This window comes from Methanobrevibacter sp. (assembly GCF_017447225.1).
GTDB lineage: Archaea > Methanobacteriota > Methanobacteria > Methanobacteriales > Methanobacteriaceae > Methanocatella.
Map to the genome: position 1 here is coordinate 1 of NZ_JAFSNZ010000014.1, position 15,601 is coordinate 15,601.

The window sequence follows — 15,601 nt, forward strand, 5'->3', positions numbered from 1 at the left end:
GAATGCCGTATCAATGCAGAAGATCCGCTTAATGATTTCTCACCAAATCCGGGTAAAATTACAGGATACAGATCTCCCGGAGGACCTGGTGTACGTTTAGACAGTGGAGTATACATGAATTATACCATTCCAACATTTTATGATTCAATGATTTCCAAACTGATTACATATGGCAGAAACAGGGAAGATGCGATAAACAGAATGAAAAGAGCATTGAGTGAATATATTATTTTGGGTGTAAAGACCACAATACCATTCCATAAAGCAATTCTAAGAAATCCTAACTTCATCAGTGGAGATTTGAACACACACTTTATTGACACATATAAGAAAGGTATCGAAAGTGAAATGAACAATGTAATTGCTGAAGATTTGGAAAAAGTAAACAAACTCAAATCAACATTCATGCCTGGTAAAAAAATAGCTGCAATATCAGCGGCTGTCGGATCTTATCAAAACCAAGTAATGAGTCATAAGGCTAAAAAATAATTTAATGGGATTAAAATGCGAAATGAAATAATTAATCTATTAAAAAAAGAAGAAAAGTTTTCTGAAAAAACCATTGACGAACTTCGTGAAGTGGAAATTAACGATTTTGCGGAAATGATTAAAGAATTTGGTCAGCAGCCAACAGAATATATTAAAAGAGAAGAAATTACAAAAGATTTGGATACTAAATACCTTGGAAAAGAAATGTATATCTTTAAAGAGGTCATGTCCACAAATACCCTAGCCAAATTCTTATCCGCCAACGGTTCTGAAAATGGATGTGTAATTCTTTCCGAAAAACAGAGTGATGCCAAAGGAAGACTCGGTAAATCATGGGAATCCCCTTTAGGAGGAATATGGTTATCAATTATCCTTAAAACACAAGTAGAACATTCCAAACTCCCAATGATTACATTAGCCACAGGTGTTGCAGTACAGAAAACCCTTGAAAAAATCGGAATAACAAATGCCGAAATCAAATGGCCAAATGACATAATGATTAACGGAAAAAAAGTTTCAGGAATATTGACTGAAGCAATTACTCGATTTAACACAATTGAACATGTCATTGTAGGTGTTGGAATTGACGCAAACTTTGATGTTAATGTATTGTCTAAAGAATTGCAGGAAGGAAGTACAACCCTAGATATTGAATTAGGCCACAGGGTAGACGAAAATGAAATAATCAGAATTTTCCTTGAAGAATTTGAAAAAATCACATTGCTATTTAATGATGGCGAATTTGAACAGATACTCAAGGAATGGAGAAAAAATTCATATTCAATTGGAAAAATCGTAGAAGTCAGAGAACCTTTCAACAAATCCTATGACGGTTATGTTTTAGGAATCAGCCGTGAGGGAGCTCTTGTTGTTGAAAAAATTGATGGAACCTTAGAAAAAGTAATTTCCGGAGAATGTATCATTAAAAATTGAATACAATCTCCCTACATTCATCTTCATTAATAACTAGCTTTTCCAAGTTATTAAATGAAGATACTATTTTTTTATTTAAATCATTTAAATCCAAATTAAATGCATCGCCAGTTGACAAATCAAATCTTATTGTAGCTGATGCACCGGGCATTGAAACCGCAGGTATAGTAATAATACCATGCTCTTTCAGTAAGATAAAAGAGAATACAAAAGCCACATCCTCATCGGACAGATTATGTGATGCATCAATTTCATCAGCCAAACCTTTTGGAGTAATCATGACCCCTGTCGGCGTTGCTTTAAAATTAGTGAAATTTTCATTCAATAAATCTAAAAGCTCATCCTTTCTTGAAAAACTTTTAATTAAATTATCCCCATTGAAATTTTTAATACCATTCAGCATTGCAAGAACTGCTGGCGGCTGAGCTTCAAGGCCGTATTGGTTAACCTTTACCTTGATTTCATCAATCAGCTCTTTACGGCCTGCCATCAGTCCACCTCTTGGACCTGGCATTAACTTATCTGTACTTGTAATGGCAATGTCTGCACCCAAATCACATGCTTTTGGCTGATTGAATACGACAGTTCTAAGCCTTGCTCCGGAAGCGTCATCAACCATAACGGGAATATCTTTCTCATGTGCCATTTCAATAACTTTTTTAAAGTTATCCAAATCTATGACCTTGTGATCCATTGTTGAACCGGTTATGACGACAAGAGAAGTGTTGTCAGGTATTGAAAATTCATTAAAATTATCAGTTTCACTATAATTGGCATTGACTAGTGCACAGCTTCTTGGAATAGATGGGTGTGCAGGCAATTGCGCCAGATAATGAACAACATTAGTATTTTCGTCAACCAAAGTCAGGATAGTTGCAAGTATCCCTGAAGAAGTCCTGTTTAAAGGTAAAACTTTTTGTCCACCCATATGTTCAATTCCGACTTTCTGAAGTTCCTCTTCAAAAATAGCTGGACCGACATATGTTTCTAAAAGGTTAATCTCTGAAGGAGATGCTATAAATCCTCCGGATAAACCGGTTAAATCATATAATGATTGGCGGGATTTGTTCATAACCCAATCTTTAATTATTGATAGGGCATTTTCCCTTTTTTTAACTTCATCCAATGAATTGTTGACTATCATCTAAGCATCATCCAATTCTAATTTAAAATCAGCTAAAGCTTCGAGGAAAGGTTTTAAATCTTTTTCTGTTAATGGAATAGAAGTATATTGTTCTTCTTCAGGTTCCTCATATGAATATTCAGCATCAAGGACTTTACCATCAGGAGTAACCCAAATCATTAAGCTGTCACTTACTGTGTCGCTTTTTTTGGTTGGTGGGAAAAATATTTCAAAAGAAGTTCCTAATTGGCTAAAGAACTTTTCTTTTTCTTCATCACTTTTATTGCATTTTTTAATTTTACGAATTCTTGATTTTAATCTTTTTTCTGCAAGTTCATTAATATCAGACATAGCTAAAAACTCCTATAAAAAAATTACTTTTATGTAACTATACATATTTTTAAAATTATATTATATAAATGATATTGCTTAGTCATATAAGCTATTTCCATGACTGTCCATTGCCACAATAAGTGGGCCGAAATCTTTTACCTTAAGATTCCAGATTGCTTCAGGCATTCCCAAATCCAGCCAGTCAACGCTTTCAATCTCTTCGACTGCATCAACATATAATGCTGCGCAACCGCCAGTAGCAACCACATAAACGGCTTCATGTTCAATCAAAGCCTCACGGACAGTGTCATCCATTCCACCTTTTCCGATGACAATTTTCGGACCCATTGCAATAACATCACTTTGATACGGATTCATACGCATGGAAGTGGTCGGGCCAATAGCCACCATCTTATAATCGTCACCATTCTGGGTTATTATCGGACCTGCATGGAATAATGCTGCCCCTTCAATATCTCTGGGAGCCCCTCTTTCGAGTATTCTTTTATGAGCCTGATCTCTTGCAGTTAATATGTTACCGGTTAAACTGATAACATCCCCAACTTTTAAATCAGCCAAATTTTCATCAGTAATAGGTACATTAATTTTTTTCTCCATTTATACACCTTTAAAAGTAAAATATATTATTTAAAAAAATCAAATCTAAATATTATTTAAAATATTTAGAATTTATATTATTTAAAGTAGTGATAACATGTCAAGTATGAGTAGTGTTGCAGGACTATCAAAATATATTAAAACCCTTCCAGGAATTAAAAAATCCATTACTGGGATTTGTATATTAAGTTTTTTAACTGGAGTAATCTACTGTTTAATATCTCCAAAATACAGCTTAACCCATAATATAATCCTTGAAGGAATAGCTGGTTTTATGGTGTTGGGTGTCAGTTCAATATTGAGCGGCAGCCTCAACCAATATGGAGTGAAAGTCCTTCACGGAATTAATCTGAAAATCAAGCACTCAATGTTCTTATCACTACTGTCAATGCTTTTCATTGCATTTATTTTAATTATAGGAGGAGTAATATCAGCTTTATTTGATATTGATTTATTCATTAATTCATTATTATTCGGTTGTGTGCTCGTTTACGGATTCAATACATTGGTTTTATGGAGTACAACTCAAATCGGATTTGTCAAATCCACAATAATAGGTCTTATTCAGCCGGTGTTAATTCTGGCACTTCTTGTTTTAATACTGTTTTTAAGCAGTGATGCATCATTATTCTCAACACCAATAATAATTAATGTCATTATTAAAACTGTGATTGCATGCCTGATATTCATATTAGCAATCTATTCATTCATTTCAATTGCCGCCTCCCCATTAAAAAAGAATTTAGGAATCGGAATGCTTGATTTGTTAAGCCTATTTATTATGCATATGAATGAAGGGTCCAATCTTTTGGAGTCCACTTTCGAAAATATGGGTGAAGCAATAGACACTGTAGTCACATTCATCAGCTTTAAAGGAAAAGACGGTATAAAATCATTATTCATATCACCGTCAGTGCATCCTGGACCTTTAGGCAATATCGGAGGATCAAATATGCCTACAATACTGGCAAGTAAATTCGACCACTTCACAATGGTGGCACATGGACCTTCCACACATGATTTTAATCCTATTGCAGTTTCAGAAATAGATAAAATTGAAAATAGCGTGAAAGAAGGTCTTGAAAAGATTGAGTATTCCAAATATGCAAGTAAATTCAAAAGATATTCAAGGAATGCTGCCAATATCGGAGTTCAATTCTTCAATAAGGGAATGGTAATACTGTCAACCTTTGCACCTAACGGAAGCGATGACATTGAATTCGGCGTCGGCCTTACAATGATGACTCAAAGCATCAGCAACTGTAAAGTCAAGGATTCAGTCATTGTAGACTGCCATAACTCATTTACTCCTGAAAGCGGAGAGGTGCTTCCCGGAAATCCGGAAGTCTTTGACCTTATTGACGTTATCAATGAAATCGAAAAGGATGAGACCAAATACTCTTCCATTAAAGTAGGATGCTGTGAAGACAGGATGGAAACTCTTGACAAACATGAAGGAATCGGCGAAAGCGGTTTGAAAACAATGGTCATTGAAGTTGACAATCAAAGAACTGCTTATGTATTGTTTGACTCAAACAACATGGAAATCGGCTTTAGACAGGAAATAATGGATGCTGTAAAAGATTTGGATATTGATGAAATTGAAGTGATGACCACCGATACTCATACAGTCAACACTTTATCCAGAGGATATAATCCTGTAGGAATAGAGAAAAGACCTGAAATCATAGAATATGTAATAAAAAGTATAAAAGAAGCAATAAATGATTTGGAAGAAGTTGAAGTTGGAACTGGAACTAAAAAAATTAAAAATCTGAACACTTTCGGCCCTAAAAATTCAACCGAACTCATTTCAACAATAAGTTCCATTGTGGCAGTAAGTAAGATAATAGCTCCAGTCTTATTAATTACAGCATTATTTATAGTATTTATATGGATATTTTATGGAAATCTACAAATAATTGGCTAATAAAATCCATACAATAATCCATACGAAAAAGAAAGGCAGTACACAATCCCATATTTTCTGAGATCTGTCTATTTCACTTTCAACAATATTATCCGCCACTTTTAATGTAGCATAAATAAAAATAACGCCTATTAATAAACCAATCATATCGTTTTTAAAACCTAAATATCCGATAGTGAATATTCCGGATAGAACTCCTGCAATGAGTCCTAAAACAACATTAATAGATGTAAGTTTTATTGTATCGTCCAAGGTATTTCCTCCACAAAATAAATTAAATAGAATAAATATAATTTAATAATTAATAGTATATTAAAGTATTGATAAAAAAAGGTGTTTTAAAATGAAAGCAATGTCTAATGTGGACATTTTTACAATTAGTGATGAACTTAATAACCTATTAACCGGCGCTAGAGTGGATAAATCATTCCAGCCAACCAAGGATATTGTCGTGATGAGATTTCATGTTGCGGGAACTGGAAGGGTTGATCTGGTGATGCAATGCGGTTCAAGAATACACACAAGCAAATATCCACTTGAAAACCCTACAAATCCGCCGACATTCCCTATGCTTTTAAGAAAAAGGGTAAAAGGTGCACATGTTGAAAGTGTTACACAGCACAATTTCGACAGGGTTGTGGAGATAAAAGTCAAAAAGGACAAATACTACACAATCGTTGTTGAACTGTTTGATAAAGGAAATATCATTCTTCTTGATGAAGATAACAATATTATTTTGCCTCTTAAAAGGAAACACTGGTCAACAAGAGACATAAGCTCCAAAAAGGAATATGTTTTCCCAGAAGAAAGAGGAATAAATCCTATCACAGTCAGTGAAGATGAATTCAAAGAAGTGTTCATTCAAAATGACAGCGATGTTGTAAGAACTCTTGCTATCAACGGTTTTGGAAGTCTGTATGCTGAAGAAATTATTGAAAGAGCCAATGAATACACAGAAATTGACAAAAACACTCCTAACAGCGAATTGAGTGATGAGCAAATATCTGCATTATATAAATCACTGAAAGGACTATTTGATCTTTTAAAGAATGAGGAATATAAACCCCAAATAGTTAAAATGAACAATAAGGAAGATGTTGTTCCACTCGACCTGGTTAAATATGAAGATTTTGAAAAGGAAGTTTTTGAAAACTTCAATGAAGCATGCGATGAATTCTACTCCAAAAAGGTCAATACAGACATTAAGGACATCAAAGAGAAGGCATGGAATAAGAAAGTAAATAAGTTCGAAAAAAGATTGCGTTTACAAGAAGAGACACTTGATAATTTTAATAAGACAATTGAGTCTAGTCAATATAAAGGAGAAATCATTTATTCTAATTACACCACCATCGAAAATATAGTAAATGTTGTTAACTCAGCCATAGGAAAAGATTATTCATTTAAAGAAATAGGCAAAATTCTGAAAAATGCCAAAAAGGAAGGTATGGCTGAAGCCCAGATATTTGAATCAATTGACAAAATGGGTGTTTTAACCTTAAAAATAAATGAAGAATCGATAACTATAGACCCTAAGCTATCAATACCTGAAAATGCTGAAAATTATTATGAAAAATCCAAAAAGGCCAAAAAGAAAACAAAAGGTGCTCTGATAGCTATTGAAAATACCAAGAAGCAACTTGAAGAAATCAGGGCTAAAAAAGAGCTCGCAATGGAAAACATTTCAATTCCTAAAAAACGTGAGAAAAAGAATCTGAAATGGTATGAAAAAATGAGATGGTTTATCACATCCGACAACACTCTGGTTATCGGAGGGCGTGATGCAGGTACCAATGAAGCACTTGTAAAAAAATATCTGGACAATAATGACATTTATTTGCATGCGGATATACATGGTGCGACATCAACTGTTATAAAATTAGGTGACAAGTCATTAAATGACACAATCATTAAAGAATCCGGGGAGTTTGCAGCATCATTTTCATCTGCTTGGTCAAAAGGTTTCACAACACAGGACGTATTTTGGGTTCATCCGGACCAAGTGTCAAAAACCCCCGAACCTGGGGAATTTTTACCGAAAGGATCATTTGTAATCCGTGGAAATCGTAATTACATAAGAAGCGCAAGAGTGAAAATAGCTATTGGAATTGTTGACTATGAAGGAAAACGTATAATGGCCGGACCTGTTGAAGCACTTGAAGCACACTGTGAAAATTTTGTTGTTCTCAAACCAGGATATACAAAAAAAGAGGCAATAGCTAAAAAGATTCTGCATAAAATAAATGAAGATGACTTAATTACATTGGATGATGTCATACGTGTCCTGCCGTCAGGAAAATGCGATATCGATGAAGAATACCATCAAAGAAAAAAATATGAAATGAATTAATCCTGATAGTCCTCAGGATTATATTCAAAATATTCATTAGGATTTAAAATCACTGTACTGATTTTTGGATTGAATTGCATTACGAAATTTGCAAAAATAGTCGGATCTTGCTCAATGGCTGGGAAAGTATTGTAATGCATAGGAATTGTGACTTTAGGGTTTAGCCACATGCTTGCAAGAGCCGCTTCAAAAGGACCCATAGTGAATTTATCACCAATAGGAACCATTACAATATCAGGCTTGTAAATATCACCGATAATTGTTTTCATATCACCAAATAAACCAGTATCACCAGAATGGAATATTGAAGTTCCGTCTTCAAAAGTTATTAGGAAACTGGCTGCGACACCACCAGGAACTGTTTCTTCAACCATATCAATATCAGAAGAGTGTTTGGCATCGAGCATGGTAAATTTAATACCTCTGAATATAAAAGAACCACCAATATTTACACCAATAGTGTCAATACCTTGTTTTGATAAGAATAATGATACTTCATGGATTGCAGCAATAGGAGCATTGGTTGAATTTGAAATGTCTAAAGCATCTCCTAAATGGTCTGAGTGTCCATGAGTAACCAGAATAATATCCGGATTTAATTCTTCAACAGGAACAGGACATGCCGGATTATTGCTGATGAAAGGATCAATTAATATGTGAACGTTTTCATCAGTGACTATTTCAAAAGCTGAATGGCCTAACCATCTGATTTCCATTAAGCAGCTCCCCCAGCAATACTATTTAAAATTACATTTTCATCAAGATTTGATGCAATATTCCAAGTTTTTTCGAAATCAGCACGAATATTTGAAATGGATGTTCTGTCATCGTATATTGCGCCGTATTCTGAATTTCCAATAGTATAACCATCAGACATAATCATTGCATGAGAATCATCAGTAATTAAATTAACAGTATGCACTTTAGGAACAGTTTTAATATGAACTCCCTGTTTTAAAAGAGAAGCAATCAATACAGTATATGAGATATCTGATAAATCAAATTCATCAATAATAACTCTTGAATAGATTGTAGGCACATGAGATAAGAATCTGTCGGATAATGTGTTTAAAGAAGGAATTTCCAACATTATTTCTTTATTTACACCAACAGCCAATTGTTCAAAAGCGTCATTTGAAGTGATTAACTCGTTTCCAATTAAAACATTTCCTCTAAGAGAAGATGGGACAGGTAATCTTTCAGGATTGTTTATGTCAATTTCAATATCTCTAGCTTGAGGAGCAGATGATAATCCGATTTCCGGCTCAATGTCTTGAGATAAAGCTTTTTTAATCTCTTCTGTTTTATCCTGAACAACATCAACTTGAGGAATTTCAGGCTGAATTTGAGTTAAACGTTTTTTAGGTTTTCTAGTAACTTTGATTGGTTTTTCATAAGTAGGGGTGAAATCTAATTCCTTATCCAAATCAAGGTCTCTTTCTTCTCTGTTCACAACACGCAATACTGCTTTTGATTCATCAATATCTGGAACAGCAAAGAATTCTCTTGGTGATTGAGAAGAATCTTGATCTGATTCGTAATATTCCCATAATCCACTATCATCTATATCCTGACCATAATCATAATCATCATGTTCCGGCCTCATTATTAATGGGCCGTTTCTATCAAAATCATTTCTAGAACGAGAACTTCTTTTCGGAAGATTGATAGATGATGTATCAATATCAGCTGAATTTAAGAAATCTTTGATTAAACCACTGGTTTTTTCAGCATTAGCATCAACGAAATAGCTAATAATCAATATTATTCCAACTATTGCTATTAAAAAACCGACCATCAATAAAATATCTATAAGGTTATAAATCATTACTTCATATGATATAACCACACCAATTACAAATAAAATAATTCCTGATACAAATTTTAATGTATTTCCCAATTTGTTCACCCTTCATCATTTAATATTCACTCTAATACTATTATTTATTTGTAACACCATTTATAAACCTAATGGTTAAAAAAATCTAATAATCGAATAAAATTGTTCTGAAAAAAACATATTATATAAATGTAATACTTTTTTAATTTTAAGTAATATTAATATTATTCAAAATACTAGAATAATATGGTGATAAAAATGAACTCTATAAACAAATTTTTCAAAGAGGAATCCGGCCAGGGTGCGGCGGAATACATATTGCTGTTTGGCGGAGTTATTGTAATTGCACTTTTGGCACTGACAATATACAGATCATATATGGAAACTAGTGACAGAAGCCTGAAAGCAAAAGACGACATAATAGACGTCAGAAACACAATACTTCATAATCGGACACATGTATAGAAAACTAGATAATAAAGGACAAAGCAGCGCCGAAGTAATCCTAATTTTAGGAGGACTGCTGGCAATAGTACTATTTGTAGCAAGTTACATTACAAATATTACAACAACGACAAACAATTCTTTTAAAGAATTGATTACACAAGAAAAAGACTTTTTAATAAATAAAATATAAGGGGAGAAAACTCTCCTTATTCATCTAAAATTTTGTTTAAACATTCATTCCATGATTCAGAATTAATATTTGTTAAATTCATGGAAGTTCTGGTTAGTTGCCTAATATGTTGAGGACATGCACTGATACATGCACCACATAAGTTACAGAATGTTAAATTGGTAACAGCTTTACCGTCAACAATTTCTACTGCATTACATGGACAAACATCTTGACATGCGTGGCAAGAATCGCCTTTACAAATACTTTCTTCAGTTTCAACTAATTCTAACTTACCGTTGAATGGTTTAGTAATGTTAATTGCATCAACAGGACAAATTTCAGCACACCAAGAGCAATTTACACATTCATCTTTAACGATGGAAGTAGTTCCGGTAACTTCAGGAACTTCAATTTGATCTTGCAACATACATGTAGAACAAATTTCAACAATTGCATCTTGAGGACATACTCTTTTACATATTCCACAATAAACACATTTGGATGTATCAACTTCAATAGTGTTGTTAAGCAAATCAACACTTGATGTAGGAGTATTGCTAACAGTTATAGCACCTGGAGGACATAAATCAGCACAGAAACTGCAATAAATACATTTTTCATCATCAATGCTAATTTCTCCTCTAACTAAATCCTCTCTTTTAGGAAGTTCTCTTTTAAATAAGATTGCATCCCTTGGACAAGCGATAGCACATCTTCCACAATAAACACAATCATCTTCACAAACTTCAGATTCTACTTCCCAGGTTGGATAATTATCCATTTCTTTAATATCTTCACCATCAATAGTTAATGATAATGCGTCAAATGGACAAGCTACAGAACATAAACCACATAATACACAAGAATCAGAATTTACAGACAATAAGTCCATTTCAATTAATCCACGTGCAATAGGTACTGTAGGTCCTAATCTTAAAGAAGAAGTAGGACAAACTTCACTACAAATTCCGCATCCTAAACATTTAGAATCATTGTATTCTAATTTACGAACCTCTGAACCGGCTCTTTCTACATTAAACATATATCATCCCTCTCATGCTTTAGATATAGCTTGGTTAGGACAATTTTGAATACATAAATCACAATCATCACAATTTTCAGGAACTATTTTTACATCTCCATCTTCTTCAATGATTGCGCCTTGTTCACAAAGTTTAATGCATAAACCTTGAACAGGACAACTTTCAATATGTCCACAAACATCAGAATCAATTTTAACTGCCATATAACCACCTCTAATTATACATAGTCAAATTAATTTTTAAAAATTAATTATGATATGTTAATTAATAATATATCGAAATGTACTTATAAACATATCGATTATTTTTTTGGATTCCTGATGATTAATCCATTTTTATTAATTTCGCCACGCCTAATTCTTGTAGACGAAATAGGATTTCCATCTTCTGCCAATACAAAACTAACAACAACAATATCAAGAGGTTTCATATCTTTAGAAACTCTAATCTCATTGATTTTAACGGCATTAGGTTCAGTCTCTTCACTGACAACAATCGCATCAAAATCTGCCTCATAAATGGTAGTTCCAAAAGGATCTTCCAAAGGCACAACATTAAAATTAGACCTTCCAGAGAAAAAAGACATGAGATTGTTCATACGTTCCTTGCATGAGTCAATATCTCCTTTCAAACCTCCAAAGGCATCAGAAGTCACTCCGATTTCCACCTGATTGCCTAATTCAAAAGCAGTAGATAATAATTTTTTATGACCGTCATGGAATTTGTCAAAAGTACCGCCAACAGCCACTTTAAAATATTTTTTATTGCCCATAATATTGTCCTATTAGTTTATAATTAAACTTTATAAGAACTATTATAAAATATTAGCTATTAATAAAAAAAGAAAAAAAGAAGTTAATTAGAAAGAAATACTGGAATAATATCCTTTAAGTGAATAATTATAGTTATTCCAATTAACTACTTTACCGAATGAGTTTCTAGTACTTGTTGCATCACAAACAACCCATGTATCACCAATCAACACTTGAGTCCATACGTGACCGTATGTGCTACCGCTGCTGAATACACAAGTTCCGTGAACATATCTTGCAGGAAGATCAGCTGCTCTGAACAATGCAATCAACAGGTGAGAGTGGTCCACACAGTTTCCTGTTTTGGAATTTAAGGTACCTACAGCACCATATTTAGTATCATAATAGAAACTATATGAAATTGTATCCCTTACATAGTTATAAATAGCAGTAGCCTTATCCAATGAATTGGTTAATCCCTTAGTCAGTTCTTCAGCTAAAGCAACAATTTGCTCGTTTGTGACTTGACAGTTAGGAGAACTTGCTAAATAAGCGCTTAAATCACTTATAGTATTGGATGAGTCCAATGAACTTTGTGATTCATAAAGTGTTAGAGATTTGATAGATACTGAAGACGGCAATTGATCCATCATTCCATAATAGACCAAAACACGTGTAAATGCATAAACGATTCCATCATATCCTATATCACCAAGACTGGTTGAAACTGAATTAGGGGTTACTCCTGCGTCCATGCTAGTCAACAGGCTACTTGCAACAGACACGTAATCACTTAAACTACCCATACTGGATGCTGAACCCGGATTTGTAGGGTCGCTCACGTTTAAAACTGCTAAAGCGGACAAATCACCATTATTTATACCAACAATAGCTTCAGAAAGCAGATATAAATATTGGGCATTAGTGAATGTTGTATCGCCAGCAGCAACACTGCTAGGCAACTTAGCATTTCTCTCTATATACATATTAACCTCGTTGGCAGCAGCGACTAACTGGCTGATTGAAACAGTTCCTACAACGTCAATATATGCTTGTCCCGCAACAGACCCTTCAGTATAATTATAAACAATAAGATAATTACCTTTAGTTAGATTACTTATTGAAATTGATGCTATACCTTCAGAATTCGTTAAAGCGGAAAGCACATTACCATTATATGAGAAATCAACATTTGTATTTACGATTGGATTTCTGTAAGCATCCTGCACTAATGCAGAAAATGTAGCGGTTGTACCTGCAACCATAGTTAAATCACTAGCTGTAATAATAGAACCGTTAACCAAAATATGGTTGGATGCATTATTAGCACCATAGATTAAATTATCCAATACGGTAGTAATTTCATAATATCCTACAGCCAAGTTAATATTCAGTTTTGCGTTACCTGAAGCGTTAGTAGTTCTGTTGTATGAAACATTATTAATTGAAAATGTAACAGGAATACCTTCAACAGGACCGCCTGTGGCATTTGTTAAATTAGCAATGAATGAAATAGTTTCTCCATAATCCATCATTAAATCTTGAGTAGTAAGATTAAGTGGTATTTTAGAAATAACAATCGTGTTTGATCCTTTATTATAGTCCAGAGAATCAAGTTCAGAATAAGAATATACAACATCATAAGTTCCTGGAAGTAAATTAATAGCTAAACTTGCAACACCATCACTGTTTGTAGTACGATTATAGTCAATACCATTAATATTAATAGAAACAGTTTCATTAGCTAATGGCTTGAAGTACAAATCTGTTAAATTGATGTTAAATCTGGAACCATCTTTATAAACCATATTTAAATCATTTCCGGATAAAATAGTTGTTGAATTAGCAACGACTAAAGTACTATTGGATTGGGATGCATAACAATTTTCATTACCTTCAAAACTATATGTAATTGTATATCTACCTTCAGTTAAATTAGAAATGGTAATAGTGGCTTCACCATTTTCATCAGTGACTGCACTTACATTAACTGAATCATAGTTAAAGTTAACAGTATTGAAAGCAACAGGGACATTATTTAGTCCAGTTAATTTAACAGTGTAATCCCTATCAATACCTAAAATAATATGGGCATTATTACCTTCAATAGTAGTATTACACTTATTAATAGTAATTGTATTAGAAATAGATAAACCCTTATCATTAGTAGATGTTATTATATACTCACCAGCACGAAGATTAATGTTTAATCTAGCAGTACCATTATCATCACTGACACGTGTATAGAATATACCATTGATATTGAATGTTACATTACCCCCTGCTAAAGGATTACCTTGATCATCAAGTATACTTGCAGCAAATTTACTACCATCCCTATAATCCATAACTAAGTCATCCGCAAATATAGTTTGCAATACCTCTATATTGTTAGAATGCATCTCATTATTAATTGGATTGATAGCCGTGATAGTATAATTATTAGGACTAAGGTTAATATTCAATCTGGCAGTACCATTTTCATTAGTAGAACGAGTATAAAATACACCATTAATGTTGAATGTTACATTTGCATTAGCTAAAGGAGTACCAGTACTGTTTAAGAAATTAGCATAATATTGTGTATCATTCTTATAATACTTAGTAACATCAGACGCATTGATGGTAGTCAAAACAGTAATATTATTTGAATACATATCACCATTGGTAGGGTTGATTACCGTAATAATATATGCATTAGGACCTAAGTTAATATTTAATCTAGCAGTACCATTTTCATTAGTCTTTCTTTCATACAAAACACCGTTAATATTGAAAATGACTGTAGTATTATTTAAATAATTACCTTGACCATCTACAAATGTAGCGTAATATTGGGTATCATTTCTATAATATTTCTCAACATCCTCTCCAGCGATTGTGGATAATACTTTAACAATATTTGTAGTAGAAGAAGATCCATATTTATCAGTGCCTACATAGAAAGATGAAACATTATATTCTCCTGTCCTTAAATTAATTGCAATGGAAGCTGTCCCATTTTCATTTGTAGCTCTAGTATAATTTACGCCATTAATATTGAAAATTACACTTTGATTTACCAATAAAGAACCATCGCTATCTGACAAAACGACTTTAAAAGAAGTCCCATTCTTAAAGTATAATTCAGTGTCATTTCCAACCAATGAAGTATCTTTCACTTCATCAGCTCGAATAATATCATCAGAGAGATATTGGGATTGTAAAAATCCATCATTTTCCTCAGAAGAGTAATTATCATCATGAGAAATAGTCTCTGAGATAGAACCATAACTAGAAACTTCTAAACTTTGTGAAGAAAAAACAACTTTATTATTTTCATTTAATAAATTTGAATCATCTGTTGTAATGTCATAGTCCATTGCAAAAATCGGAGCCATACTTAATAGGACCGCTAAAACAATAGAAAAAAACATTACTTTATTTATCTTAGAAATTTTTCCACCTCTTGGTTCTCATTACGAAAATTTTTAATAAAAATATGATATACACTAAGATTAGTATTCATAATGAGTAAATAAAATTTTATATTTTAATAATATATAAATGTTTTTACAACTTTAATATTAAA

At 33.1% G+C, this 15,601-nt stretch carries 14 protein-coding genes and 1 pseudogene; 5 read left to right on the top strand and 10 right to left on the bottom strand.

The genetic code is table 11. The features are described from left to right. A pseudogene (locus IJQ68_RS01030) lies at nucleotides 1–489 on the top strand (acetyl-CoA carboxylase biotin carboxylase subunit); the annotation flags it as partial. 15 nt (nucleotides 490–504) lie between these two features. Next, nucleotides 505–1,422, top strand: coding sequence for a biotin--[acetyl-CoA-carboxylase] ligase (locus tag IJQ68_RS01035; protein WP_292795804.1), 918 nt, complete (start codon nucleotides 505–507; stop codon nucleotides 1,420–1,422). Here IJQ68_RS01035 and IJQ68_RS01040 read toward each other — a convergent pair. From IJQ68_RS01040 to IJQ68_RS01050, 3 genes are all read right to left on the bottom strand, one after another. Then, entirely contained in the window at nucleotides 1,412–2,566 is a 1,155-nt protein-coding gene (locus IJQ68_RS01040; protein ID WP_292795806.1) for a TIGR03576 family pyridoxal phosphate-dependent enzyme, read from the bottom strand. The genes IJQ68_RS01035 and IJQ68_RS01040 overlap by 11 nt on opposite strands. Beyond that, nucleotides 2,567–2,896 (bottom strand): hypothetical protein, encoded by a 330-nt coding sequence (locus tag IJQ68_RS01045; RefSeq protein ID WP_292795809.1) that lies wholly within the window; start codon nucleotides 2,894–2,896, stop codon nucleotides 2,567–2,569. 78 nt (nucleotides 2,897–2,974) lie between these two features. Continuing rightward, a complete protein-coding gene (locus IJQ68_RS01050) occupies nucleotides 2,975–3,496 on the bottom strand; it encodes a FumA C-terminus/TtdB family hydratase beta subunit (protein ID WP_292795812.1) in 522 nt (173 codons plus the stop codon). A 97-nt stretch (nucleotides 3,497–3,593) separates the two neighbouring features. On the opposite strand from IJQ68_RS01050, the gene IJQ68_RS01055 reads away from it, so the two are divergent. Continuing rightward, nucleotides 3,594–5,426: a DUF2070 family protein gene (locus IJQ68_RS01055; protein ID WP_292795814.1), complete on the top strand. Its 1,833-nt coding sequence runs from the start codon at nucleotides 3,594–3,596 to the stop codon at nucleotides 5,424–5,426. Here IJQ68_RS01055 and IJQ68_RS01060 read toward each other — a convergent pair. Next, the gene (locus tag IJQ68_RS01060) at nucleotides 5,409–5,678 is read right to left on the bottom strand and encodes a hypothetical protein (protein WP_292795817.1); all 270 of its coding nucleotides are present in this window, start codon (nucleotides 5,676–5,678) and stop codon (nucleotides 5,409–5,411) included. The genes IJQ68_RS01055 and IJQ68_RS01060 overlap by 18 nt on opposite strands. A 91-nt stretch (nucleotides 5,679–5,769) precedes the next feature. On the opposite strand from IJQ68_RS01060, the gene rqcH reads away from it, so the two are divergent. Beyond that, nucleotides 5,770–7,776, top strand: a complete 2,007-nt coding sequence (rqcH, locus tag IJQ68_RS01065; RefSeq protein ID WP_292795820.1) for a ribosome rescue protein RqcH — start codon at nucleotides 5,770–5,772, stop codon at nucleotides 7,774–7,776. Here rqcH and IJQ68_RS01070 read toward each other — a convergent pair. After that, the gene (locus tag IJQ68_RS01070) at nucleotides 7,773–8,492 is read right to left on the bottom strand and encodes a metal-dependent hydrolase (protein WP_292795823.1); all 720 of its coding nucleotides are present in this window, start codon (nucleotides 8,490–8,492) and stop codon (nucleotides 7,773–7,775) included. The two genes, rqcH and IJQ68_RS01070, sit on opposite strands and share 4 nt — an antisense overlap. Next, entirely contained in the window at nucleotides 8,492–9,676 is a 1,185-nt protein-coding gene (locus tag IJQ68_RS01075) for a hypothetical protein (RefSeq protein ID WP_292795825.1), read from the bottom strand. The genes IJQ68_RS01070 and IJQ68_RS01075 overlap by 1 nt, the downstream gene beginning before the upstream one ends. Nucleotides 9,677–9,874: 198 nt before the next feature. Between IJQ68_RS01075 and IJQ68_RS01080 the strand changes: the two genes are divergently transcribed. After that, nucleotides 9,875–10,081, top strand: a complete 207-nt coding sequence (locus IJQ68_RS01080) for a Flp family type IVb pilin (RefSeq protein ID WP_292795828.1) — start codon at nucleotides 9,875–9,877, stop codon at nucleotides 10,079–10,081. 188 nt (nucleotides 10,082–10,269) lie between these two features. Here IJQ68_RS01080 and fwdF read toward each other — a convergent pair whose 3' ends face one another. The 4 genes from fwdF to IJQ68_RS01100 all read right to left on the bottom strand — a co-directional run bounded on the left by fwdF (nucleotide 10,270) and on the right by IJQ68_RS01100 (nucleotide 15,410). After that, nucleotides 10,270–11,277: a tungsten-dependent formylmethanofuran dehydrogenase subunit FwdF gene (fwdF, locus tag IJQ68_RS01085; RefSeq protein WP_292795831.1), complete on the bottom strand. Its 1,008-nt coding sequence runs from the start codon at nucleotides 11,275–11,277 to the stop codon at nucleotides 10,270–10,272. Nucleotides 11,278–11,289: 12 nt separating this feature from the next. Continuing rightward, complete coding sequence (locus IJQ68_RS01090; protein ID WP_292795834.1) at nucleotides 11,290–11,481, bottom strand: 4Fe-4S binding protein; 192 nt, start codon at nucleotides 11,479–11,481, stop codon at nucleotides 11,290–11,292. Nucleotides 11,482–11,579: 98 nt separating this feature from the next. After that, nucleotides 11,580–12,050, bottom strand: coding sequence for a phosphopantetheine adenylyltransferase (locus IJQ68_RS01095; RefSeq protein ID WP_292795836.1), 471 nt, complete (start codon nucleotides 12,048–12,050; stop codon nucleotides 11,580–11,582). 87 nt (nucleotides 12,051–12,137) lie between these two features. Further along, a complete protein-coding gene (locus IJQ68_RS01100; protein ID WP_292795838.1) occupies nucleotides 12,138–15,410 on the bottom strand; it encodes a transglutaminase domain-containing protein in 3,273 nt (1,090 codons plus the stop codon). Nucleotides 15,411–15,601 lie beyond the last annotated feature (191 nt).

Excerpts from the sequence above, each read along its gene's own strand:
- IJQ68_RS01080 (WP_292795828.1), top strand. The coding sequence starts at position 9,875 with ATGAACTCTATAAACAAATTTTTCAAAGAGGAATCCGGCCAGGGTGCG.
- IJQ68_RS01055 (WP_292795814.1), top strand. The coding sequence starts at position 3,594 with ATGTCAAGTATGAGTAGTGTTGCAGGACTATCAAAATATATTAAAACC.
- IJQ68_RS01070 (WP_292795823.1), bottom strand. The coding sequence starts at position 8,492 with ATGGAAATCAGATGGTTAGGCCATTCAGCTTTTGAAATAGTCACTGAT.
- IJQ68_RS01090 (WP_292795834.1), bottom strand. The coding sequence starts at position 11,481 with ATGGCAGTTAAAATTGATTCTGATGTTTGTGGACATATTGAAAGTTGT.
- IJQ68_RS01050 (WP_292795812.1), bottom strand. The coding sequence starts at position 3,496 with ATGGAGAAAAAAATTAATGTACCTATTACTGATGAAAATTTGGCTGAT.
- IJQ68_RS01045 (WP_292795809.1), bottom strand. The coding sequence starts at position 2,896 with ATGTCTGATATTAATGAACTTGCAGAAAAAAGATTAAAATCAAGAATT.
- IJQ68_RS01100 (WP_292795838.1), bottom strand. The coding sequence starts at position 15,410 with ATGGCTCCGATTTTTGCAATGGACTATGACATTACAACAGATGATTCA.
- IJQ68_RS01035 (WP_292795804.1), top strand. The coding sequence starts at position 505 with ATGCGAAATGAAATAATTAATCTATTAAAAAAAGAAGAAAAGTTTTCT.
- IJQ68_RS01040 (WP_292795806.1), bottom strand. The coding sequence starts at position 2,566 with ATGATAGTCAACAATTCATTGGATGAAGTTAAAAAAAGGGAAAATGCC.
- fwdF (WP_292795831.1), bottom strand. The coding sequence starts at position 11,277 with ATGTTTAATGTAGAAAGAGCCGGTTCAGAGGTTCGTAAATTAGAATAC.
- IJQ68_RS01095 (WP_292795836.1), bottom strand. The coding sequence starts at position 12,050 with ATGGGCAATAAAAAATATTTTAAAGTGGCTGTTGGCGGTACTTTTGAC.
- rqcH (WP_292795820.1), top strand. The coding sequence starts at position 5,770 with ATGAAAGCAATGTCTAATGTGGACATTTTTACAATTAGTGATGAACTT.